This is a genomic window from Sphingobium sp. D43FB (assembly GCF_002312805.1).
GTDB lineage: Bacteria > Pseudomonadota > Alphaproteobacteria > Sphingomonadales > Sphingomonadaceae > Sphingobium.
In genome coordinates, this window is sequence record NZ_NMUA01000003.1 from 195,962 (window position 1) to 215,566 (window position 19,605).

At 63.6% G+C, this 19,605-nt stretch carries 24 protein-coding genes; 9 read left to right on the top strand and 15 right to left on the bottom strand.

The genetic code is table 11. The features are described 5' to 3' along the window. Positions 1-11 precede the first annotated feature (11 nt). Positions 12-1,400: a helix-turn-helix transcriptional regulator gene (locus SxD43FB_RS04495; RefSeq protein WP_096061151.1), complete on the top strand. Its 1,389-nt coding sequence runs from the start codon at positions 12-14 to the stop codon at positions 1,398-1,400. On the opposite strand, the gene SxD43FB_RS04500 is transcribed toward SxD43FB_RS04495, so the two are convergent. The 3 genes from SxD43FB_RS04500 to SxD43FB_RS04510 all read right to left on the bottom strand — a co-directional run bounded on the left by SxD43FB_RS04500 (position 1,397) and on the right by SxD43FB_RS04510 (position 3,155). After that, on the bottom strand, positions 1,397-1,591 hold the full coding sequence (locus SxD43FB_RS04500; RefSeq protein ID WP_096061152.1) for a hypothetical protein: 195 nt from the start codon (positions 1,589-1,591) through the stop codon (positions 1,397-1,399). The two genes, SxD43FB_RS04495 and SxD43FB_RS04500, sit on opposite strands and share 4 nt — an antisense overlap. A 31-nt stretch (positions 1,592-1,622) precedes the next feature. Then, positions 1,623-2,561, bottom strand: a complete 939-nt coding sequence (locus tag SxD43FB_RS04505) for a right-handed parallel beta-helix repeat-containing protein (protein WP_096061153.1) — start codon at positions 2,559-2,561, stop codon at positions 1,623-1,625. Between the two features lie 300 nt (positions 2,562-2,861). After that, positions 2,862-3,155, bottom strand: coding sequence for a LysR family transcriptional regulator (locus SxD43FB_RS04510; RefSeq protein ID WP_096061154.1), 294 nt, complete (start codon positions 3,153-3,155; stop codon positions 2,862-2,864). Positions 3,156-3,294: 139 nt separating this feature from the next. Here SxD43FB_RS04510 and SxD43FB_RS04515 point away from each other — a divergent pair, with 139 nt between their 5' ends. Together SxD43FB_RS04515 and SxD43FB_RS04520 are read left to right on the top strand one after the other, a co-directional pair. Next, positions 3,295-3,636, top strand: a complete 342-nt coding sequence (locus tag SxD43FB_RS04515) for a hypothetical protein (RefSeq protein ID WP_096061155.1) — start codon at positions 3,295-3,297, stop codon at positions 3,634-3,636. After that, positions 3,633-4,373 (top strand): zeta toxin family protein, encoded by a 741-nt coding sequence (locus SxD43FB_RS04520; protein ID WP_096061156.1) that lies wholly within the window; start codon positions 3,633-3,635, stop codon positions 4,371-4,373. Before SxD43FB_RS04515 ends, SxD43FB_RS04520 begins: the two co-directional genes overlap by 4 nt. Before the next feature lie 218 nt (positions 4,374-4,591). On the opposite strand, the gene SxD43FB_RS24620 is transcribed toward SxD43FB_RS04520, so the two are convergent. From SxD43FB_RS24620 to SxD43FB_RS04550, 7 genes are all read right to left on the bottom strand, one after another. After that, positions 4,592-4,975 carry a hypothetical protein gene (locus SxD43FB_RS24620; RefSeq protein WP_141249455.1) on the bottom strand — a complete coding sequence of 128 codons (384 nt, stop codon included), beginning with the start codon at positions 4,973-4,975 and terminating at the stop codon, positions 4,592-4,594. A gap of 218 nt (positions 4,976-5,193) precedes the next feature. Next, positions 5,194-5,565 (bottom strand): hypothetical protein, encoded by a 372-nt coding sequence (locus SxD43FB_RS04525; protein ID WP_096061157.1) that lies wholly within the window; start codon positions 5,563-5,565, stop codon positions 5,194-5,196. A gap of 370 nt (positions 5,566-5,935) precedes the next feature. After that, positions 5,936-6,295 carry an argininosuccinate lyase gene (locus tag SxD43FB_RS04530; protein WP_096061158.1) on the bottom strand — a complete coding sequence of 120 codons (360 nt, stop codon included), beginning with the start codon at positions 6,293-6,295 and terminating at the stop codon, positions 5,936-5,938. Positions 6,296-6,385: 90 nt separating this feature from the next. After that, a complete protein-coding gene (metH, locus tag SxD43FB_RS04535) occupies positions 6,386-8,986 on the bottom strand; it encodes a methionine synthase (protein ID WP_096061159.1) in 2,601 nt (866 codons plus the stop codon). Positions 8,987-9,072: 86 nt separating this feature from the next. Next, entirely contained in the window at positions 9,073-10,119 is a 1,047-nt protein-coding gene (locus SxD43FB_RS04540; RefSeq protein WP_096061160.1) for a homocysteine S-methyltransferase family protein, read from the bottom strand. A 102-nt stretch (positions 10,120-10,221) separates the two neighbouring features. Continuing rightward, positions 10,222-11,133, bottom strand: a complete 912-nt coding sequence (gene metF / locus SxD43FB_RS04545; RefSeq protein ID WP_096061161.1) for a methylenetetrahydrofolate reductase — start codon at positions 11,131-11,133, stop codon at positions 10,222-10,224. After that, positions 11,130-12,101 carry a metalloregulator ArsR/SmtB family transcription factor gene (locus tag SxD43FB_RS04550; protein ID WP_096061162.1) on the bottom strand — a complete coding sequence of 324 codons (972 nt, stop codon included), beginning with the start codon at positions 12,099-12,101 and terminating at the stop codon, positions 11,130-11,132. Before SxD43FB_RS04550 ends, metF begins: the two co-directional genes overlap by 4 nt. Before the next feature lie 216 nt (positions 12,102-12,317). Here SxD43FB_RS04550 and SxD43FB_RS04555 point away from each other — a divergent pair, with 216 nt between their 5' ends. Together SxD43FB_RS04555 and SxD43FB_RS04560 are read left to right on the top strand one after the other, a co-directional pair. Further along, positions 12,318-12,536 (top strand): hypothetical protein, encoded by a 219-nt coding sequence (locus tag SxD43FB_RS04555; RefSeq protein WP_037475755.1) that lies wholly within the window; start codon positions 12,318-12,320, stop codon positions 12,534-12,536. A gap of 266 nt (positions 12,537-12,802) precedes the next feature. After that, positions 12,803-13,045 (top strand): hypothetical protein, encoded by a 243-nt coding sequence (locus tag SxD43FB_RS04560; protein WP_096061163.1) that lies wholly within the window; start codon positions 12,803-12,805, stop codon positions 13,043-13,045. Positions 13,046-13,094: 49 nt separating this feature from the next. Here the strand turns inward: SxD43FB_RS04560 and SxD43FB_RS04565 are convergent, their stop codons facing one another. Continuing rightward, positions 13,095-13,523: a glycine zipper 2TM domain-containing protein gene (locus tag SxD43FB_RS04565; protein ID WP_096061164.1), complete on the bottom strand. Its 429-nt coding sequence runs from the start codon at positions 13,521-13,523 to the stop codon at positions 13,095-13,097. Positions 13,524-13,711: 188 nt separating this feature from the next. Between SxD43FB_RS04565 and SxD43FB_RS04570 the strand changes: the two genes are divergently transcribed. Continuing rightward, positions 13,712-14,695, top strand: a complete 984-nt coding sequence (locus SxD43FB_RS04570) for an esterase-like activity of phytase family protein (RefSeq protein ID WP_096061217.1) — start codon at positions 13,712-13,714, stop codon at positions 14,693-14,695. Between the two features lie 184 nt (positions 14,696-14,879). Here the strand turns inward: SxD43FB_RS04570 and rpmB are convergent, their stop codons facing one another. Continuing rightward, entirely contained in the window at positions 14,880-15,173 is a 294-nt protein-coding gene (gene rpmB, locus SxD43FB_RS04575) for a 50S ribosomal protein L28 (protein ID WP_096061165.1), read from the bottom strand. Positions 15,174-15,315: 142 nt separating this feature from the next. Between rpmB and SxD43FB_RS04580 the strand changes: the two genes are divergently transcribed. Together SxD43FB_RS04580 and SxD43FB_RS04585 are read left to right on the top strand one after the other, a co-directional pair. Further along, positions 15,316-15,537, top strand: coding sequence for a hypothetical protein (locus SxD43FB_RS04580; RefSeq protein WP_043151936.1), 222 nt, complete (start codon positions 15,316-15,318; stop codon positions 15,535-15,537). 40 nt (positions 15,538-15,577) lie between these two features. After that, on the top strand, positions 15,578-16,036 hold the full coding sequence (locus SxD43FB_RS04585) for a nucleoside deaminase (RefSeq protein WP_096061166.1): 459 nt from the start codon (positions 15,578-15,580) through the stop codon (positions 16,034-16,036). Here SxD43FB_RS04585 and SxD43FB_RS04590 read toward each other — a convergent pair. Then, positions 15,998-17,896 (bottom strand): hypothetical protein, encoded by a 1,899-nt coding sequence (locus SxD43FB_RS04590; protein ID WP_096061167.1) that lies wholly within the window; start codon positions 17,894-17,896, stop codon positions 15,998-16,000. The genes SxD43FB_RS04585 and SxD43FB_RS04590 overlap by 39 nt on opposite strands. A 46-nt stretch (positions 17,897-17,942) precedes the next feature. Here SxD43FB_RS04590 and SxD43FB_RS04595 point away from each other — a divergent pair, with 46 nt between their 5' ends. Further along, a complete protein-coding gene (locus tag SxD43FB_RS04595) occupies positions 17,943-18,359 on the top strand; it encodes a GtrA family protein (protein ID WP_096061168.1) in 417 nt (138 codons plus the stop codon). 110 nt (positions 18,360-18,469) lie between these two features. On the opposite strand, the gene fdhD is transcribed toward SxD43FB_RS04595, so the two are convergent. Then, positions 18,470-19,273 carry a formate dehydrogenase accessory sulfurtransferase FdhD gene (gene fdhD, locus SxD43FB_RS04600; protein WP_096061169.1) on the bottom strand — a complete coding sequence of 268 codons (804 nt, stop codon included), beginning with the start codon at positions 19,271-19,273 and terminating at the stop codon, positions 18,470-18,472. Positions 19,274-19,292: 19 nt separating this feature from the next. After that, positions 19,293-19,598, bottom strand: coding sequence for a formate dehydrogenase subunit delta (locus SxD43FB_RS04605; protein WP_096061170.1), 306 nt, complete (start codon positions 19,596-19,598; stop codon positions 19,293-19,295). Positions 19,599-19,605: the final 7 nt, after the last annotated feature.

Consider the following 19,605-nt stretch of genomic DNA (forward strand, 5'->3'; position numbering starts at 1 on the left):
GAGTCGGCCCGATGCGTAAAGACAGCCCGGTCTATATGGGGCCGCGCCTGCGGCGGCTCCGCCGCGACCTTGGCCTTACCCAAGCCGACATGGCCGCCGACCTGGACATTTCCGCCTCCTATGTCGCGTTGCTCGAACGCAACCAGCGGCCGCTGACCGCGGACATGCTGCTGCGCCTCGCGCGCACCTACAAGCTCGACATGGCGGAGGTGGCGGGCGACGGCGGCACTGAACAGACCGCGCGGCTCCACGCCGTCCTCAAAGACCCGATGTTCGCGGATCTCGATCTGCCTGCCCTCGCCACCGGCGACGTCGCGGTCAATTATCCCGGTATCACCGAAGCGCTGCTGCGCCTCTATACCAGCTATCGCGAGGAGCATCTGGCGCTCGCCGACCAGGGCACCGCCCCTGATGACGCGCCCGATCCGGTCGCCGAATCGCGCCGCTTCCTCGCCGCTCGCCGCAACAGCTTCCCGATGCTGGACGACATGGCCGAAAAACTGGCCGCCGATGCCGAGACGGAAGGCGGCCTCACCGGCTGGCTGCGTGCCCGGCATAGTCTCCGCGTTCGCCGCTTGCCTGCCGACGTCATGGCTTGGTCGCTCCGCCGCTATGATCGGCATCGCGACGCGGTGCTGCTCGACGACACGCTCGACACTGCCAGCAGCCAATTTCAGCTCGCACTCCAGATTGCCTATCTGGAGATGCGAAAGACGTTCGACGCCATTTTGAAGGACGGCCAGTTCACTACCGAAAGTAGCCGCAGCCTCGCCCGCCGCGCGCTCGCCAGCTATGGGGCCGCCGCGATCCTCATGCCCTATTCCGCCTTCGCCAAAGCGGTCGAAGCGCGGCGCTATGATGTCGAAGCGCTCGCCCGCCAGTTCGGCACCAGTTTCGAACAGACCGCCCACCGCCTCACCACCCTGCAAAAACCAGGGCAGGAGCGCGTTCCCTTCTTCTTCCTCCGCGTCGATCCGGCCGGCAATGTCTCCAAGCGGCTCGACGGCGCAGGCTTCCCCTTTGCCCGACATGGCGGCTCCTGTCCGCTCTGGTCCGTGCATCGGGTGTTCGAGACGCCCCGGACGGTCATCACCCAATGGCTCGAACTACCCGATGGCCAGCGCTTTTTCTCGATCGCCCGCACGGTTACCGCTGGCGGCGGCGGCTGGGGATCGCCCAAGGTCGACCGCGCCATCGCACTCTGCTGCGCCGCGGACCATGCCCACCGCCTGATCTACACACAGGGCAGCCCGCCCCCGGACCCTACCCCCATCGGCGTCACCTGTCGCCTCTGCCACCGCCCCCACTGCCTCGCCCGCTCTGCCCCGCCGATCGGCCGCGACATGCTGCCCGACGATTATCGCGGCACTAGAGCGCCGTTCGGCTTTGCCGATGGTTAGCCGTCGATCAAATCCAGATAGGCCACCACATCATTGTCGGTCGCCAGATAGAGGCCGTCCTGCATCTCCGTCGGCTGCTGCTCCGCGACGTGGAGCGCCTGGCTCAGTGGCCCATACATGATTGTCATGGCCGCGCCGTCATCGCCCAGATGATAGAGGCGGACGGTGGCATCGTCATAAGTGCTGCGCATCGTTCTCTTCTACCCCATCGGTGGCACAAAGTCAGCGCCGGTCCTTCACTTTCATGCTTGGCGCCAGTTGGTTCGCGCCGATCTTCACCGCGTCGTCGGTGAAGTTGGCGACGAAGGTGGAGCCGCGTTCCAGGCCCGGCACGAAGCCGGCCTTGTTGCCTTCGATCACCAGTCCGCTGCTGTCATGCTCGCGGCCTTCGGGGGCGATGGTGATGAAGGCGGACCAGTTGTCCTTATCCTTGCCCTGCACCATCTCATTGCCGCGAATGAGGCCGCTCGCGCCGTTGGACAGGTCGATCATATAGTTGGTCAGCGTGCCGCCGCTATCATCGAAACTATTGCCGGTGATGGTGACGCGGGCGGTGCGCGTTTTCAGATAATGGCCGCCATCGCCGAGGTCGAAACGGCTGTTGGTGACGGTCAGGCTGTCGAGCCGCCCGATATAGATGCCATGCGCGCAATCCAGGTCGCGGTCGCAGCGGCCCAAGTGGCGGAAGGTCGACTTGTCGATGCTGACCTGGCCGCCATCATAGTCGCCGGTCAAAATCCCTTCCTCGCTGTTGCGGAACAGGCTGTTGCGGACGGTGAGGCTACCACTTTCGAGGCGGATGCCCGCGCCATTGCCGTCGGGCACGCGGATATTCTGGAAGATGATGCCGTCCACCACGCTCGCCCGGCCGCGCAGGACGAACGCGCCCTTGCCCTCGCACGGCACGCCGTCGAAGATGACGCTGCCCGGCGTCGCGGCGCGGATGGTGACGTCGCCACCCTGCTGCACCGCGCATTGGCGATAGGTGCCAGGGGCCACGACCACCGTGCCGCGCCCGTCGCCGATCGCGCCCAACGCATCGGCCAGCGACCCAAAGGCGCGGCCCGATTCGGCAACGGTGAAGGGGGCGGGATTGCCCTGTGCCAGCGCGGTCGAGGCGATGGCGAGGGAGACGAGCAGGCTGGTGGACAAGATGCGCATGCAACGCACGATAGGCGCGGGCGACGCGCCGACCAAGGCGAGAAGGGGGTTAATGGCGCGCTGCCCCGCTATGGGACAGATGAGAGGGCAAAGCTTGCGAGCGGCGGTTGCGGTTGCCGGTCCCTTGCCCGTCAGCCCGCCCATCAGGGTCACAGCCACGCGACGGCGGGGAAGTTCACACCGTTGCAGCACCCTGTTTTCGGGCGAATCCAGGCGTAAAGTGCCGATAAAGCCCTTCCGACGCGACGGTGACGCGCCTGTTGGGTCACAGCGACGCGACAGGGACGCGCCACCCACGCCTCAGCGACGCGCCGCCGTGGGGGCGGGCGGCGGGGCGAAGGGATTGCCCAGGCTTTGCGCATGGAGCGCCAGCGCGCGATCCCATGTCCGGTCGAACGGCGTGCCCGCGAGGCGCTGCCGCAACCGATGCGCGCTGGCGCGCGACATGCCCGCAGTGCGGGCGGCGTGCGTGACATTGCCGGTGGCGAGCAGGGTGGCGAGGAAAAGCCGCTGCTTGTCCGGCGTCCAGCGGGCGCGATCGGTGGAGGCGGGCGCGGGGCGCGCGGGCGGATGGGGGGTGGGGTGCTGGTCCATCTATGAGGATAGACCAGAGGATTTCCTACATTGGAAGGGGGATTTTGAAGGGGCGGGGCGACCGGGATGCACGGCGCAGAACAAGGAGGAGGCGCTTGAAACGGTAGCGAGGCGCGATGATTTTCGCTATATAGGGGGCATGGCCAAGCAACCTCCTTCCAAGCGCTCCTCGTCCGATGGCAAGGTCGTCGCGATCAAAGCTATCGGCAGCAAAAGGAATGTGACGACGCGCCTTGGCAATGTCACGGTCAGCGGGCAACGGCCGAGCGCCGATGTCGTGCGATCGAACGTGGCCGCCAGCACGGCGGCGCTGGCGCGAGTGGGTATCAAGCTGATCAAGCCGGGCGTGCATCTGCCACCCAAGAAGGGCGTGCCGCGCTATTCCGCCGATGAAAATAATCCCGGTGTCTTCATCCGGCGGCTGGACGGGAAGATCACGACTGGCAGACTTCAAAACGGCCAATTCGTCGAAGCCGAGTGACAAGGCTTGGGGATGCGGTCGAGCAGATACTCGACGCCCAGAAGCGGACCAAAAAGCCGTTAGCCATCATCCTGGCGGGCCATAACGGGTCCGGCAAATCGACCATGTGGCGCAAGTCCCTTTCGGGCCAATTGCAAATCCCGCTGCTCAACGCCGACCGCATGATGCTGTCGATCCTTCCAGAAGCCGACAGTAGCGGCGCGCTGGTCGATTGGGCGCAGGCGCTGCGCGACACCGACCTTGGGTGGATGCAGGTCGCCCAATCCGGGGTCAAGGCGTTCGCCGCCCATGCCATGGCGGCGAAGGTGCCGTTTGCGATGGAAACGGTCTTCTCTCACTGGGATGTGCAGGCGGATGGTAGCGTCAAATCCAAGATCGACCTGATCACCGATTTGCAGGACGCGGGCTATTTCGTTCTGCTGTTCTTCGTGGGGCTGGCGAATGTCGATCTGTCCATCCTGCGCGTCCTGTCCAGAGTGGCGGACAATGGGCATGACGTGCCACAGGACAAACTCCTCGCGCGGTTCCCGCGAACGCAGCTTGCCATTCGCGAAGCCGCCAAGGTGGCCGACGCCACGATCCTGACCGACAATAGCCGGGACGACCGACAGGCCTTTACCGTATGCCGCTTGCAGTTGGGCGAGCAGGCGATCTTTGATGTGCGCGCGGGCGGCGGGGTTGTTGCGCCTGTTATTTTGGAGTGGCTTGATAGGGTTAGCCCTGTTGAGGCTGTTTAATGGCACGGGGCAATCATCGTGGTGATTGGTTGGGCGGGTAATTTACAGCGGGATTGCGCCACTTGTCGCAGCTCGGCGACGAATTTCGCTTTCCAGAAAACTGCCGTTCGTTCAGATTTTAATCATACACCGGATGACGGAAAAGCAGCCGATCGGCCGTCGAGCATTCTTTGCCCCTTAACAGCCAAAGAAAGCTCCTAAAAAGGAGACTTTCCACCTCAGCAAAATGTGATGTTTATGAGCGTGGGATGCTTTGATTTACGAGCGATGCGATTGGCTTCTGGAGCAGCCATGGCGCGGAAAGAGGCTATCTTCTCAAATTCGATTTCGTCGGAAGTCGCCGACCTGACCGTCCCTCGAATATGCCACATTGAAGCGCCTTGGCATTCTTGTCCTTGAGATGCCGATTTCCAACTTCGCTCAGAAAAATTACGATAAGATTGTGGACCACCCTTCATAATTTGCGCGCCTGAGAAGGTTTCATCTTTCGAAAAAAGTCCGGTCCCGGATACCTGAACAAGATAACCGCTTTCTTCTGAGGTATGGAGCGAACAGGCCGATAGGGTTCCTGCATAAGCAGCGATAAAGAAAATCTCTTTCATAGATGCTCGGCTTTAGTGGGCGTCGATCAGACGTTATCAATGTCCGTTATATCAGTCCAATGAACTGGAAGCCGACGTTCCGCTAACCACCCATCCCGGCGATTTGACCGGGGCAAAGGCGTGGAGAGTCGCGCCGGTGCTGCCGGTCCGGTCTATATCCGAATGAAATCGAACGCGAGAACGGCGCTGGCGGTTGGAAAGCTGCCGCTAAACAATCCTCAGGGAACGTGAACGGAATCAATTTTCAAGCGCGAGCAATCTGCCTCGTAGACTTCGGCGTGCAGAGTGAGGTCGCTTACCGGCTCACTTACTGTCGAGAGGTCCACCAGCACCTCCCAGTAACCGCCCGCGCTCGTCCAGCGATAGATGGAACGATGCCAAGTCGCTTCGTCGAGCGGTGCGAGGCGATCTCCATACGCGGCAACGTTCCCAGCTATATGGTCGGCAGTCTCCTGATCGACCGGCTCAACCCCTTCGACGTGCGACTTGCAGAATTGGAAGTCGCCAGCGGCGAAGGCAGCAGCAATCTCTGCGAACTTGGCGCGCCATAGCTCTGGGACCGGATGCTCGGCACCATCCATCAACACCATTAGCTTACCTCCAGAAGAGAGTTTTGCATGACAGGCAAATGACTTCAATGGCGTCGATGGGCGACAGGCAGCTATTTCCGCCCACGATCGTGTCGCCCGCCCTAAAGAGGACCGGCGGCTATCCCGTCTTACCCACCGGTAACCCGACATTCCGAAATCGGCCAAAAATGGCGATTTTAGCTTCACGATGGATGCTGAGCCGAAGGCCAGCGTCGCTAAACAAGTTCAGCATGACGGTGAAGGGTGGCACAGGTCTGTGTGCCATCGCACCTCCCTAGAAGGTGGGTGAGCAGGGCACATTCTCGCTGATTGATGGTAAACACCGCTCCCTACCAAACCAACCAACACATCCCCATTCACTCCCGCCCATTCACTCCCACTTTGCCGTCGCCTTTTGCGTCTTGGCGTTCCAGAAGATTTGGATCTTGCTGATCGTGCAGAGGTCGAAATTGGTCCACTGGGCTTCGTCGCCATCGGTGAAGATGACTTTGAGGTCGTAGTTGCAGACAGAGTTCTTGGCGTTGAAGGTGATGGGGACCGAGGCGGTGTCTTCCAGCACTTCGTCTTCCATCACGTCGTCGCCCCAGGCCTTGGCATCGGCGGGCGAGACATAGACTTCGGCGATGTCGTAGCCGGTCTTGTTGAACAGGGTGAAGTCCTGGTCCCCGGCGATGGCGGGCGCAGCGAGAAACAGGGCGCAGGCGCCCAGGATGGTGGCAATCGGTTTCATGAATAATCCCCCCCGTGCCGATGCATATCATCGGCGCGGGGTGGGTGTAGGATATTGTGCCGACCGTAACAAGCGGCTGTTTTGGGGCGCTTAATCCAGATTGGGACGCAGATAGCGTTCGGCCGTTTCCAGGTCGATGCCGCGCCGTCCCGCATATTCCTCCAACTGGTCGCGGCCGACGCGGGCGACGCCGAAATATTCCGATTGGGCGTGGCCGAAATAGAAGCCGCTGACCGCCGCCGTGGGGAGCATCGCGAAGCTCTCGGTCAGGGTGATGCCGGTCGCGTGATGGGCGTCAAGCATGTCGAACAGGATCGTCTTGAGGCTATGTTCCGGGCAGGCTGGGTAGCCCGGCGCGGGACGGATGCCGCGATATTGTTCCTTGATCAGCGCTTCGTTGGTCAGTTGTTCGCCCTCGGCATAGCCCCAGAGCGCGGTGCGGACATAATGGTGGAGGCGTTCGGCGAAGGCTTCGGCCAGACGGTCGGCCAGGGCTTTCAGGAGGATGTCGGAATAATCGTCGATCGACGCCTTGAAGCGGGCCAGATGCGGCTCGATGCCGTGGATGCCGACCGCAAAGCCGCCCATCCAGTCGCCATCATGGCTGATGAAATCGGCGAGGCACATATTGGCGCGGCCTTCGCGCTTCTGAATCTGCTGGCGCAGCATGGGGAGGGTGTAGTGTTTCTCATCCTCGACATGGACGATGATGTCGTCGCCCTGACGGCGGCAGGGCCACAAGCCAGCGACGCCGCGCGCGGTCAGCCATTTTTCGGTGACGATCCGGTCGAGCATCGCCTGCGCATCAGCGAAGAGGCTGGAGGCGCTTTCGCCGACGACTTCGTCGGTCAGGATCGCGGGATAATTGCCCGCCAGTTCCCAGGCGCGGAAGAAGGGGGTCCAGTCGATATATTGGACCAGATCCTTCAGATCCCAGTCGGGGAAGCGATGAACGCCGGGCAGGCGTGGGCGCGGGGCCTTGAGGCTTTCGTCGATTTCGAAGGCGTTGGCGCGGGCGTCCTCTATGCTGACGAGCGCGCTTTGGCCTTTGTTGGCGCGGGCGACGCGGACATGCTCATAATCATCCTTGGTCTTCTGGACGAAGGCGGTCTTTTGCGTGTCCGAGACGAGGGCGGTGGCGACGCCGACCGCGCGGCTGGCGTCGAGCACATGCACGACCGGGCCGGTAAAGGCCGGGTCGATGCGCAGCGCGGTGTGGACGCGCGAGGTGGTCGCGCCGCCGATCAGCAGCGGCATGGTCATGCCCGCGCGCTGCATTTCGGTGGCGACCGTCACCATCTCGTCCAGCGAGGGGGTGATGAGGCCCGACAGGCCGATCATGTCGGCGTCATTCTCGTTCGCGGCCTTGATGATGTCCTGCCAAGGGACCATCACGCCCATGTCGATCACGTCAAAGCCGTTGCATTGCAGCACGACGCCGACAATATTCTTGCCGATGTCGTGGACGTCGCCCTTGACCGTGGCCATGATGATCTTGCCCTTGCCCTTGGCGCCGGGTTCCTTGGCGGCCTCGATATAGGGGAGGAGGTGAGCGACGGCCTTCTTCATGACGCGGGCGGATTTGACGACCTGGGGCAGGAACATCTTGCCCGCGCCGAACAGGTCGCCGACGACGTTCATGCCGTCCATCAGCGGGCCTTCGATCACTTCGATCGGGCGGGCGGCGACGAGGCGGGCTTCCTCGGTATCCTCCACCACATACATGTCGATGCCCTTGACCAGGGCATGTTCGAGGCGACGGGCGACGGGCCAGCTGCGCCATTCCTGCGCGGCTTTTTCGGTGGCGGCGTCGGTGCCGCGATATTTCTCGGCCAGGGTGACGAGGCGGTCGCCAGCTTCGGGATCGCGGTTGAGCAGCACATCTTCGCAGGCGGTGCGCAGCGCGGGGTCGATCGCGTCATAGACGTCGAGCTGGCCGGCGTTGACGATCGCCATGTCGAGCCCGGCGGGGATGGCGTGGTAGAGGAAGACCGAGTGCATCGCCCGGCGGACGGGTTCGTTGCCGCGGAAGGAGAAGGAAAAGTTGGACAGGCCGCCCGAGATATGGACGTGTGGGCAGCGCGCCTTGATCTCGCGGCAGGCTTCGATGAAGTCCAGGCCGTAATTATTATGTTCCTCAATCCCCGTCGCCACCGCGAAGATATTGGGATCGAAGATGATGTCTTCGGGCGGGAAGCCGATGCCCATCAGCAGGTCATAGGCGCGGGCGCAGATTTCGACTTTGCGCGCTTTGGTGTCCGCCTGGCCGGTTTCGTCGAAGGCCATGACGACCACCGCAGCGCCATAGGCCATGCATTTGCGGGCGTGGAAGAGGAAGGCCTCCTCGCCTTCCTTCATGCTGATCGAATTGACGATCGGCTTGCCGGATACGCATTTGAGGCCGGCTTCGATCACCTCCCATTTGGAGCTGTCGATCATGACGGGGACGCGGCTGATGTCGGGTTCCGAGGTCATGAGCTTGAGGAAGGTCGTCATCGCCTCGACCGCGTCGAGCAACCCTTCGTCCATGTTGACGTCGACGATCTGCGCGCCATTCTCCACCTGCTCGCGCGCAATGTCGATCGCGGCGGCATAGTCGCCCGCCATGATCAGCTTCTTGAACTTGGCTGATCCGGTGACGTTGGTGCGTTCGCCGATGTTGACGAAGGTGGCGGTGGATTTCTGGGTCATATTTTCAGGGTCCGTTCGCTTCGAGCGAAGTCGAGAAGCATTCGCGCCCGTGCCTCGACTACGCTCGACACGAACGGAGGTTGGGTTCAGGCGGCGATGTGCATGGGTTCTAGGCCAGCCAAGCGCGTGACGACTTCCAGTTTTGGCACTACGCGCGGCTTCTCGCCCGCCAGCGCCCTGGCCACCGCACCGATATGTTCAGGGGTCGTGCCGCAGCAGCCGCCGACCATGTTGACCAAGCCTTCATCCACCCACTGGCGGATCAGCTTTGCGGTGGTTTCGGGCAGTTCGTCATATTGGCCGAGTTCGTTGGGCAGGCCTGCATTGGGATAGGCCAGGATCAGCGTGTCGGCATTCTTCGACAGGTCGGCGAGATAGGGGCGCAGCAGGTCCGCGCCGAACGCGCAGTTCACGCCGATGGTCAGCGGCTTGAGATGCCGCATCGAATACCAGAAGGCGTTGATGGTGTGGCCCGACAGGTTGCGGCCCGACATGTCGGTGATGGTGAAGCTGAGCATCAGCGGGACCGGGCGGCCCGCCGCTTCCTCTGCTTCCCGCGCGGCCATGCCTGCGGCCTTGGCATTCAGCGTATCGAAGCAGGTTTCGACCAGCAGGAAATCGACGCCGCCCGCGATCAGCGCGTCGCATTGCTCGCGATAGTCGGCCTTGAGCGTGTCATAATCGACCTCGCGATAGGCGGGATCGTTGACGTCGGGAGAGATGGACAAAGTCTTGTTGGTCGGCCCGATCGAGCCGCACACGAAACGGGGTTTGCCATCCGCTGCCGTCGCCGCGTCGCAGGCGTTGCGCGCGAGCGTGGCGGCGGCGATATTGATGTCCCACACCAGATGTTCGCAGCCATAATCGGCCATGGCGATCTTGGTCGAACTGAAGGTGTTGGTTTCGATCATGTCCGCGCCCGCCGCCAGATAGGCGGCATGGATGCCCTGCACGATGTCCGGCCGGGTCAGGCAGAGCAGGTCGTTATTGCCCTTCTGATCCTTGGGCAAATCGAGGGTGCCGCGATAATCGGCTTCGGTCAGGCCATGTTTCTGGATCGACGTGCCATAGCCGCCGTCGAAGATCAGGATTTTTTCGGCGGCCAGGGCGCGTAATTGGTGTTCAGCGGTCATCAGTCAAACTCCGTTCGCCCTGAGCCTGTCGAAGGGCCCCACTTAACTTCAAGAAGGATTGGGCTTCGACAAGCTCAGCCCGAACGGGGAGGGACATCATCGTCATGCCGCAACGTCCGCTGTCGCCTTCGCCCGCAGCCCCAGCAAATGGCAGATGGCGAAGCTCAATTCAGAGCGGTTGAGCGTGTAGAAGTGAAAGTCGCGCACGCCGCCTGCATAGAGTTTCTGGCACAGTTCCGCCGCGATTGTCGCCGACACGAGTTGGCGCGAAGCGGGGTGATCGTCCAGCCCTTCGAACAGGCGCGCCATCCAGCTGGGCACTTGCGTATTGCACATGGCGGCCATCCGCTGGGTCGCGGCGAAATTGCTGACCGGCATGATGCCGGGCACGATGTCGGCGGTGATGCCCGCCGCCAGCACCTTGTCGAGGAAGCGGAAATAGGCTTCGGGCGTGAAGAAGAATTGGGTGATCGCGCGGATCGCCCCGGCATCCAGCTTGCGCTTGAGATTATCCAGGTCGCTTTGCGCGCTGGCGGCTTCGGGGTGGACTTCGGGATAGGCGGACACGGAGATTTCGAACGGGTGGCGCTTGATCAGGCCTTCGACCAGTTCGGCTGCGCCCTTATAACCCAGAGGGTGCGGTTCGAACGTGCCACCGACTTCGGGCGGGTCGCCGCGCAGCGCGACGATGTGGCGCACGCCCGCGTCCCAATAGGCATCGGCGATCTCGCCAATCTCGTCCTTGCTTGCGCCGACGCAGGTCAGGTGCGCGGCGGCGGCCAGCGGCGTTTCCTGCGCGATCCGTGCGACCGTGTTGTGGGTGCGTTCGCGGGTCGACCCGCCCGCGCCATAGGTTACGGACACGAATTTGGGGGCGAGCGGTGTCAATGTCTCGATCGCGGACCAGAGTTGCGCTTCCATCTTTTCCGACTTGGGCGGGAAGAATTCGAAGCTGACCTGGCAGTCGCCCGCAAGGTCGGCGTAGAGCGGGGCGGCAGGATCGTTCAGGGTCATGCGGAAATCCGTCCTTCGATGGGCAGGATGCGCGCGCCCTTGCGCCGCCCCAGCCAGAGTTGCACCGTCAGTTCCTGGCCAGGCAAAGTCTCCACCCGCTCCAGCACCAGCCCTGCGGCCGCGAACCAGCCGTCGATCTGATCGTCGGAAAAGCCGAGGCGGGCATGCTGGTCGCGCAGGCGCAATTCCTCACGCTCATGCGGGGCAAAGTCGGCGATCAGGACGCGGCCATCAATCGCCGTCACGCGCGCGGCTTCGGCGATCACCTGTTCGGGCGCCTGCGCATAATGCAGCACCTGATGCAGCACGACCGTATCGACGCTGCCCGGTTCGAGCGGCAGGTCGAGGAAATCGCCCAGCAGCAGCGCATATTTGTCGCCGGCATCTTCGGGCAGCTTGGCGCGCGCCAGCCGCAGCATGTCCGGGCTGCGGTCGATCGCGGTCACGGCGCGGGCGGCGGGACCGAACAGTTCGACCATCCGGCCGGTGCCGGTGCCGATGTCGAGCAGATGGCCGATCGGGGCGCTGGCGAGCAGCGCGGTCATCGCGTTTTCCACCTGCGCCTCGGCAACGTGGAGCGAGCGGATCGCATCCCATTCCTCGGCATGGTCGGCGAAATAGCTTTCGGCGGCGCGGGCGCGATCGGCGCGCACGGCAGCAAGGCGCGCCAAATCAGCCTGTTGCCATAATTTTTCGGCGTCGGATGGCGTCAGATGATCGAACAGCGCGATGAAGGGGGCGAGGCCTTCGCCTTTGCCGAGGCGCAGGAACACCCAATTGCCCTCCTTTCGCCGCTCGACAAGACAAGCCTCGGCCAGGATGCGGACATGGCGCGATACGCGCGGCTGGCTTTGCCCCACGACCTGCGCGATTTCGCCGACCGCCAGCTCCATTGCGCGCAGCAAATGAATGATCCGCAAGCGGGTCGGATCGCCAAGGGCGCGGAAAATGTCGAGCGAAGCTGCCATGCCAGCATCATATAAAGAAATCTTTATATGCGTCAACAACTCTCATTTTCCGGCTTTTGACCGGCAAAAGCATGGGCCTATCGCCTTGCTGTTGCATGAATGGGATTGCCTTGCCCCGTCCAAGGCATTACGAATCGCCCCGCAGGCGCAATGGGGGGTGAGCTTTTCTCCGAGAGTGGTCTGCACCGTTTTTTTCTCAGAGAGGGGTTTTTGCCCATGACCAAGTCTATCGCTCTTTCGCTCGTTCTTGCCGCTTCGCTCGGCCTGGCTGCCTGCTCGGGCGCCGAAACCGAAAACACCGCGAACAACGCCGCCAACTCGGCCGAGAACGCGTCGAACGCTGCCGACAACGCCATGAACGCGGCGATGAACGCTGCCGACAACGCCGCCAACGCTGCGTCGAACGCCACCAACAACGTCGCCAACGCGATGTAAAACCCGCAAGGGTTTGTTGGACGAATGTGATGGGGGGTCGCACCGGCAACGGCGCGGCCCCTTTTCTATGGCGATTTTGGTGTTTGCACCGCTACTCATTCCTGCCCTGTTAGGGGAGGTAGCTGGCCAAAGGTCAGATGGAGGGGTTTCGTGCTATCGAGGCGGTGACACCCCTCCACCACGCCTTCGGCGCGGTCCCCCTCCCCTTGCAGGGGAGGATTTTAATGTGCGAATTACAGGGTCGCTTTTCGATTGGGGATAGAGAGATGATCCGCGCCTTATTCATCGCAACAGCGCTGCTATCGCTTGGTGCCTGTGGTTCAGAGCCGTCCGATGGTGTCGGCGGCGTGAGCGCCAGTGAAGCGAGCGCGCTGAACGATGCGGCCGCGATGCTCGATGCGCAGAGAGGCGTGGCGCAGAGCGGCGATGCTGGCCTTAATCCCGCAGCCAGCGCGGCCGCAGGGGCCGATCGGGGCCGGGTTGCGCCGCAGCCTGATCCCAAACCTTGACGCAAAAAGGCCGACCCGGACGGGACGGCCTTTTCACTTGGCTCAGAATTCAGCAGTTGCGGTCGATCGCCCGGCCGGCGAGGGCACCGACGCCTGCGCCAATGATCGCGCCGGTCGTGCCGTCACCGCGACGGCCATAGCGGCCCGAACCCTTGCCGACTTCATTGCCGAGCAGGCCACCGGCGATCGCGCCGATGATGGTGCCGCCCGTGCCATTGTCGCGGCAGCGATAGCCGCCCCGATAGCCATTATTGCGATAATAGCGGTCGCCGCGATAATATTGGTTACGGTTGCCGCGATAGCCACGGTCACCCCGATAGCCGCGATTGTCGCCGCGATAATAATCGCCGCGCTCATAGCCACGGTCGTAACCGCGATAATAGCCATTTTGCGCCATTGCGGGTGTGGCGGTCGCCACCATGGAGGCTGCGCCCATTGCCAGGGCTGCGCCCAAATTCAAAAGAAACTTCATCTTCATCGCGCTTCTCCTTCCTGTGTCAGCATCAGAGGGGCGATGTCCGATTACGGGATTGCCCATCGAGTGACGTCTTTATGGCCGATTCGGGTTGAGCCATCCCTGAATGGCGATGACAGCCATTGTTCACATGGCCACGGCGCACCATTGCCGTGCTGCGCTTCGTCGACAGAGCCGCTATGGCGGGCGGGATGACGCGAATCCTGATCGTGCTGGCGCTGGCCATCCTGCTGTTGCCAGCCCCGCATCCCAGCAAGCCGGAAGCGGTGCAGGCAGGCGCGTTGCTGGTATCGGCGCGCGCGCTACCGCTGAGCAGCATCGATCCTGCGCTGCGGCGCGTGGGGGCGCTGGAATATCTCGGCGGTTGGGAATTACGCAGCGCCAATCCGGGCTTTGGCGGTATTTCGGCGCTGCGGGCGACCGGCGGGGGCGACATATTGGCGCTGAGCGATTCCGGCATCCTGATGGGTTTTCATGTGGGGTCGGGCGAGGCGTCGCGACGGCCGTTCATCGCGCCCTTGCCGGTGCGACCCAAGGACCGGGACCGGCCCTGGTGGGCGTGGGATTCCGAAGCGCTGACCTATGATCCGGCGACCGATCGCCATTGGGTGGGGTTCGAGCTGCAACAATCGATCTGCCGCTATGCGCCCGGTTTCGCGCGGGTGGAGGCGTGCCGCGTGTGGCCCGCCATTCTGGGATGGCCCAAGACAGGGTCCATCGAATCGCTCGCCCGGTTGCCCGATGGCCGGTTCATCGCGATTGCGGAGATGGGGATGACGCCGGACGGAGCGCATCAGGCGCTGCTGTTCGCGGGCGACCCGGCCGAGAGTGCTACGCCTGCGCCCATTCCCCTGCGCTACACGCCGCCGCAGGGCTATCGGCCGACCGATGCGGTGGCGCTGGACGATCGGCACCTGCTGGTCGTCAATCGTCGCCTGACGCTGCAGAACCTCTTCACCGCGACCATCGCCATCGTCGACCTGCCGGTGACGCTGGAACCGGGCGCGACGCTCAAGGCGCGGACCTTGGCGCGCCTCGCGCCGCCACTGCTGGCCGATAATTTCGAGGGGATCGCGATCAGCCGGGAGGGCGAGCGGACGATGCTATGGGTCATCTCCGACGATAATCACGAATTTTTCCAGCGGACATTGTTGCTGAAGTTCGGGCTGGATTAGCCTCTCACTTGCCCCAACCTCCGTTCGTTTCGAGCGAAGTCGAGAAACCTGTGCGCCCCGTTTCTCGACTTCGCTCGAAACGAACGGATCAATGCGCAGTTCGCGGGCTATGCTGCGCCAAATTCGAACGCAAAAAAGCGGCCCGTTGCGGGGCCGCTTCTTATGCCGAAACGAATCGATGAAATCAGGCGGCGGAGGCGGCCTGCTTCTTGACGATATCGCGCTTGAGGCGACGGGCCTTGAGCGACAGCTTGTCGTCGCTGGTCTTGACCAGCCAGTTGTCGAGACCGCCATTATGTTCGACCGAACGCAGACCATGAGTCGACACGCGCAGCTTGAAGCTCGATTCCAGTGTTTCGGAGATCAGCGAAACATTCTGCAGATTGGGCAGGAACACCCGCTTGGTCTTGTTATTGGCGTGGGAAACATTGTGACCCACCTGGCGACCCTTGCCGGTCAGCTCGCAAATGCGCGACATAGTCAATCAACCTTGTAATTCGGGTTCGTTCGGAAAGTCGCGCCGATAATGGGATTCACAGCTCCCGTCAACCCGCGCGCGTTCGATGCAACCCTTTGGGTGAGGCCTGCGTTGATCCGTTGTTATCCTAAGGGAGGTCGAAATGCGATTCATTGGTGGTCTACTCGTCATTATCCTGCTGGTCCTGGCCGGAGGCATCGCCACGGGCTTTATCGACCTGCAAAAGACCCGCGACGGCCAGCTGCCGCAGATCGCGGTCAAGGAAGGCACGCTGCCCAAATATGAGGCCAATGTCGCCAAGGTCGATGTCGGCAGCCGCACCGAAACCGTCGAAGTTCCGACGGTGGACGTCAAGAAGCCCTGATTCTTCCCCTCCCCTGCCTGATCCTGTAACGGGCGGAGCCATGGCTCCGCCCTTTCCCTTGCCCGCCCCCATGCGCCGCGCGCTTGATCTTGCCCGTTTGGCCGAGGCGGCGGGCGAAGTGCCGATCGGTGCGGTCGTGACGAGGGACGGCGTGATCATCGGCGAGGGCGAGAATCGCAATCGGCGCGATTGCGACCCGACCGCCCATGCCGAAATCGTGGCGATGCGGGCGGCGGCGGCGCATCTCAATGACTTTCGCCTGACCGGCTGCGACCTGTGGGTGACGCTGGAGCCCTGCCCGATGTGTGCGGGGGCCATCTCCCACGCGCGAATCGCCCGGCTCTATTATGGGGTGGGCGATCCCAAGGGCGGCGCGATCGAGCAGGGACCGCGCCTGTTCGCTCAGCCGCAATGCCTGCACCGCCCGGACGTCTATGGCGGCTTGGCCGAAGCGGAAGCCTCAGCGCTGTTGCGGGACTTTTTCGCCGCTCGGCGCTGAATAATCGATGCGGTAGAGCTGATAGGGCAAGGTCATGCCCGTGTTCAGCGGCACCGGCACCAGCCAGTTGGGTAATTTGTCCCGCATCAGGTCGGCATAGAAGCCCGCAGGATTGCGCGACTGATAGATGGTGCCTTCGGGGAACCAGGGACAGACCAGCAGATAGGTCGCATGATGCTTCGCCGCGATGGCGCGGAAGTCGCGCGCCGGGCCGTCGAACGCGTGGTGAATGTCGAGGATCGTCGCGCCGTTGCGGTGATAGGGTCCGGCGAGCGCGCTATGATGCGTCGTTGCGATCAGACGCGGCCCCAGATCGACCATGGTGAAGATGGTCGCGGGCGGGAGTTGATCGAGCACCGCGAGCGCGGGCTGGGTCCGGCAGCGCCCGTTCGCTTTCTTGATCGCATCGTTGCGCGCCACGGCGGACGGGCGCCAGGGACGCGGCGTCTTACCGGTCGCCTGTTGATAGAGTTTCAACGCCTGCGGATAGAGCGGATAGGCGCAGGCGATCGCTACGAGCAATGCCGCCCCTGCCCCGCCTGCAATCTTCGCCCGGCGCGATCCGGTCAGGATGGCTGCGACCAGACGATGCGCAGCCCATGCGGCGGGCGGGATCGCCAGCAATTGCGCTGCTGGTCCTGCGCGCAACTGCCAGAAGAGCAACGCGATGGCGAAGATCATCATCAGCCCCACGGTCGCCCAGGCCCAGAGCCGCTCAGCGTCGCGCCGCGCATCCCACAAGGCCCAGAGCAGCCCGACCAGCCCGGCGAGCGGAACCGCCAGCAGCGGCACCACCATCGATTGGGCCTGCGCGGTGATCGGCTTGGCCTCGCGGATGTTGGCGAGCCACAGCCGTTCCAGTTCGGGCGAAATCTGATAGGGGCTGAGGCATTGGGGCCAGTTGAGCCAGAAGAAGAGCGCCACCGCCCCGCCCACGATGACGCCCGCGCTCAGCCGCGCGATCCAGCCGCGCAAGGGGGCGAGCGCCAGCAGCACCATGCCCGCCGACGCCGCGCCGAACACCGCGACCCAGATCGGCGAGAGCGCGTCGCATACCTGTTCTCGGTTGGCGGTGCTGGCGAAGACCAGATAGCAGAGCGAGGTCGCGCCACCGAGGCTGAGCGCATAGGGCAGCATCCGCCGCTCCGCGCCGTCGCGAAACACCCAGCGCAGCGCAATCAGCCCGCCGCCCGCCGCCAGATAGACGATCATCTCCATGCCGATCGTGATCGACAGCGCGCTGCTGACCCCGGCCATGATGCCACCGCGCAGCCGGTTGGTGTCGATCACCCCGGCCAGCATCGTCAGCGCCAGTGCCAATTGCCAGCCATGATGGTCGATCCGCATCGGCGCATACATGCCAAAGCCCATTTGCGCCGCCAGCGGCGCCAGTACGGCCAGCAACCAGCCATTCGGCCCCGCCAGCCGCCGCCCGATGAAGCCGAGGCTGAGCATCAGCAGCAAGAGCGGCAGCAAGGGCGCGACCCCGCAGGCCAGCCGATCGGCCATGCCCTGATCGACGAAGGCACGGAAGAACAGCATCAGTCCGGCGAGCGGGATATCCACCAGCCGCGACCAGTGGATATTCGCCCCGCCCGGCGGATCGAGCCGATATTGGCGCAGGTCGTACCAGCCCTGCCCCGCCAGCCAGTCCTTGACCTGGACATAGCGGATATTGTCGTCGGTATCGCCCAGCACCAGCCAGTGGATGGCGGACCAGCGCGTCGCCACCATCGTCACCGCAATGGCGATCCAGATCAGGAAGGTCAGCCATTTCCAATGGCGTGCGCCATAGGCGGACAGGAAGGCCGCGATGTGGCAGGCGCGGGCGCGCAGGGTTTCGCCGCTATGCAAGGTCATGCCCGTGGATTAGAGGCTGCGCATCAAAGCGCAACGGGGGCCAGCCATGAAATTCGCGCAACGCGTGTCGCCGCAGCACCGGGCGCTGTTCTGGCAGATCCTGCGCTATGGCGTCACCGGCCTGTTCGTCACCGCCTGCCAGGCGGCGATCTACTGGTCGCTGGCGACCTATGCCGGGCTGCATGTCCAGATCGCCAATCTGATCGGCTATGGTGCAGCGGTGGTCATCGGCTATATCGCGCACAGCACCTTCACCTTTCGCGGTCACGGGGCGAATGACGGCCATGCGACGCGCGGGGCGAAGTTCGTTGCCGTGTCCTTGGTCAGCTATGCGCTCAATGCGCTGTGGGTGTGGCTGTGCGTCACCCATATGGGCTGGCCCGCCTGGTCGCCGATCCCGGCGATGCTGTTCGTGACGCCGGCGCTGGTGTTTGTCCTCAATCGGCAGTGGGTGTTTCGGTGATCGGTAATCCTCCCCTGTAAGGGGAGGGGGACCGCCGAAGGCGGTGGAGGGGTGTCGCCCTATCGATGGGGCGACACCCCTCCGTCTGGCCTACGGCCAGCCACCTCCCCTTACAGGGGAGGATTTTTGGAGTTACGCACCAACACCGCATCAGCGCGCGCCAGGACGACCAGTGGCAGGCCCGCCGCCGCCGCGCGGTCTGCCGCCAACTGGGTTGGGGCGGAGATGGTGACGAGCAGGGGGCAGTTGGCCAGCACCGCCTTTTCCACCAGTTCATAGGAACAGCGTGACGAGAGCAGCGCGAAGCCGCCGCCCCAGTCCGCCCCCCTGCGCGCCATCGCGCCGATCAGCTTGTCGAACGCGTTGTGGCGCCCGACATCCTCGCGCACCAGCCGGATCGCGCCGTTCGCGCCCACCCAGGCGGCGGCATGGACCGCGCCGGTCGCGGCATTTAACGGCTGATGATCGCCCAGCGCCGCCAGCGCGCGGAAGATTGCCGCCCGGTCTGCCCTGCCCTGCGCCGTCACGCGCGGCAGCGGCCGGATCGCCTGTTCCAGATTTTCGATGCCACACAGGCCGCAGGAGGAATCCGACGCGCGATGGCGCACCCGGTTCAGCAGCCGCTCGACGCGTTCGGGTGGCAGGGTGGCGCGCGCCACCAGTCCTTGCGCCGTTGCATGGACATCAACAGCGAACGCCCCGTCGCCCGGCTCGATCAGCCGCTCGGCCAGCGCAAAGCCCAGCACCAGATCATCAATGTCCGCGGGTGTCGCCATCAGCACCGCATAGCCGATACCACTAAACTCGATCGCAACCGGGACTTCCTGTGCCAGCGCGCGATCGATCGGCTGCGTCGCGCCATCGGGCGTCAGCCGGTCGAACCGCATCGTACTATTGTCCGCGTGGCTGTCCATCATCGCGGGGTAGCGATGGTCAGCCTGCGTCGCAATGCCCCGCCTCATCCACCGCGTTGAACGGCGTCGCCTGATCCTGCGGCACCGGCCTGCCGCCTGCAAGCCGGGCGACGGCCGCCGCAACGATGGGCGAAAAGCGGTCGGGCTCTTCCTGCGCCATGGCGATGATCCGCTCTTTCATCCGGGGATCCCAGAAGCTCGCCAGATGCTCGGCCAGGGTTTCGGTCGCCTTGGCCTCGCCCATCGTCGCCAGATTGCGGGCGATTTGATGCGCCATATAGACCAGCCGGTCGGCGGTGGACATGATCTGGGGTTCGTCGCTCATCGGCCTG

Coding starts and splice junctions, on each gene's coding strand:
- SxD43FB_RS04495 (WP_096061151.1), top strand. CDS start 12: ATGCGTAAAGACAGCCCGGTCTATATGGGGCCGCGCCTGCGGCGGCTC.
- SxD43FB_RS04500 (WP_096061152.1), bottom strand. CDS start 1,591: ATGCGCAGCACTTATGACGATGCCACCGTCCGCCTCTATCATCTGGGC.
- SxD43FB_RS04505 (WP_096061153.1), bottom strand. CDS start 2,561: ATGCGCATCTTGTCCACCAGCCTGCTCGTCTCCCTCGCCATCGCCTCG.
- SxD43FB_RS04510 (WP_096061154.1), bottom strand. CDS start 3,155: ATGGACCAGCACCCCACCCCCCATCCGCCCGCGCGCCCCGCGCCCGCC.
- SxD43FB_RS04515 (WP_096061155.1), top strand. CDS start 3,295: ATGGCCAAGCAACCTCCTTCCAAGCGCTCCTCGTCCGATGGCAAGGTC.
- SxD43FB_RS24620 (WP_141249455.1), bottom strand. CDS start 4,975: ATGAAAGAGATTTTCTTTATCGCTGCTTATGCAGGAACCCTATCGGCC.
- SxD43FB_RS04525 (WP_096061157.1), bottom strand. CDS start 5,565: ATGGTGTTGATGGATGGTGCCGAGCATCCGGTCCCAGAGCTATGGCGC.
- SxD43FB_RS04530 (WP_096061158.1), bottom strand. CDS start 6,295: ATGAAACCGATTGCCACCATCCTGGGCGCCTGCGCCCTGTTTCTCGCT.
- metH (WP_096061159.1), bottom strand. CDS start 8,986: ATGACCCAGAAATCCACCGCCACCTTCGTCAACATCGGCGAACGCACC.
- SxD43FB_RS04540 (WP_096061160.1), bottom strand. CDS start 10,119: ATGACCGCTGAACACCAATTACGCGCCCTGGCCGCCGAAAAAATCCTG.
- metF (WP_096061161.1), bottom strand. CDS start 11,133: ATGACCCTGAACGATCCTGCCGCCCCGCTCTACGCCGACCTTGCGGGC.
- SxD43FB_RS04550 (WP_096061162.1), bottom strand. CDS start 12,101: ATGGCAGCTTCGCTCGACATTTTCCGCGCCCTTGGCGATCCGACCCGC.
- SxD43FB_RS04555 (WP_037475755.1), top strand. CDS start 12,318: ATGACCAAGTCTATCGCTCTTTCGCTCGTTCTTGCCGCTTCGCTCGGC.
- SxD43FB_RS04560 (WP_096061163.1), top strand. CDS start 12,803: ATGATCCGCGCCTTATTCATCGCAACAGCGCTGCTATCGCTTGGTGCC.
- SxD43FB_RS04565 (WP_096061164.1), bottom strand. CDS start 13,523: ATGAAGATGAAGTTTCTTTTGAATTTGGGCGCAGCCCTGGCAATGGGC.
- SxD43FB_RS04570 (WP_096061217.1), top strand. CDS start 13,712: ATGACGCGAATCCTGATCGTGCTGGCGCTGGCCATCCTGCTGTTGCCA.
- rpmB (WP_096061165.1), bottom strand. CDS start 15,173: ATGTCGCGCATTTGCGAGCTGACCGGCAAGGGTCGCCAGGTGGGTCAC.
- SxD43FB_RS04580 (WP_043151936.1), top strand. CDS start 15,316: ATGCGATTCATTGGTGGTCTACTCGTCATTATCCTGCTGGTCCTGGCC.
- SxD43FB_RS04585 (WP_096061166.1), top strand. CDS start 15,578: ATGGCTCCGCCCTTTCCCTTGCCCGCCCCCATGCGCCGCGCGCTTGAT.
- SxD43FB_RS04590 (WP_096061167.1), bottom strand. CDS start 17,896: ATGACCTTGCATAGCGGCGAAACCCTGCGCGCCCGCGCCTGCCACATC.
- SxD43FB_RS04595 (WP_096061168.1), top strand. CDS start 17,943: ATGAAATTCGCGCAACGCGTGTCGCCGCAGCACCGGGCGCTGTTCTGG.
- fdhD (WP_096061169.1), bottom strand. CDS start 19,273: ATGGACAGCCACGCGGACAATAGTACGATGCGGTTCGACCGGCTGACG.
- SxD43FB_RS04605 (WP_096061170.1), bottom strand. CDS start 19,598: ATGAGCGACGAACCCCAGATCATGTCCACCGCCGACCGGCTGGTCTAT.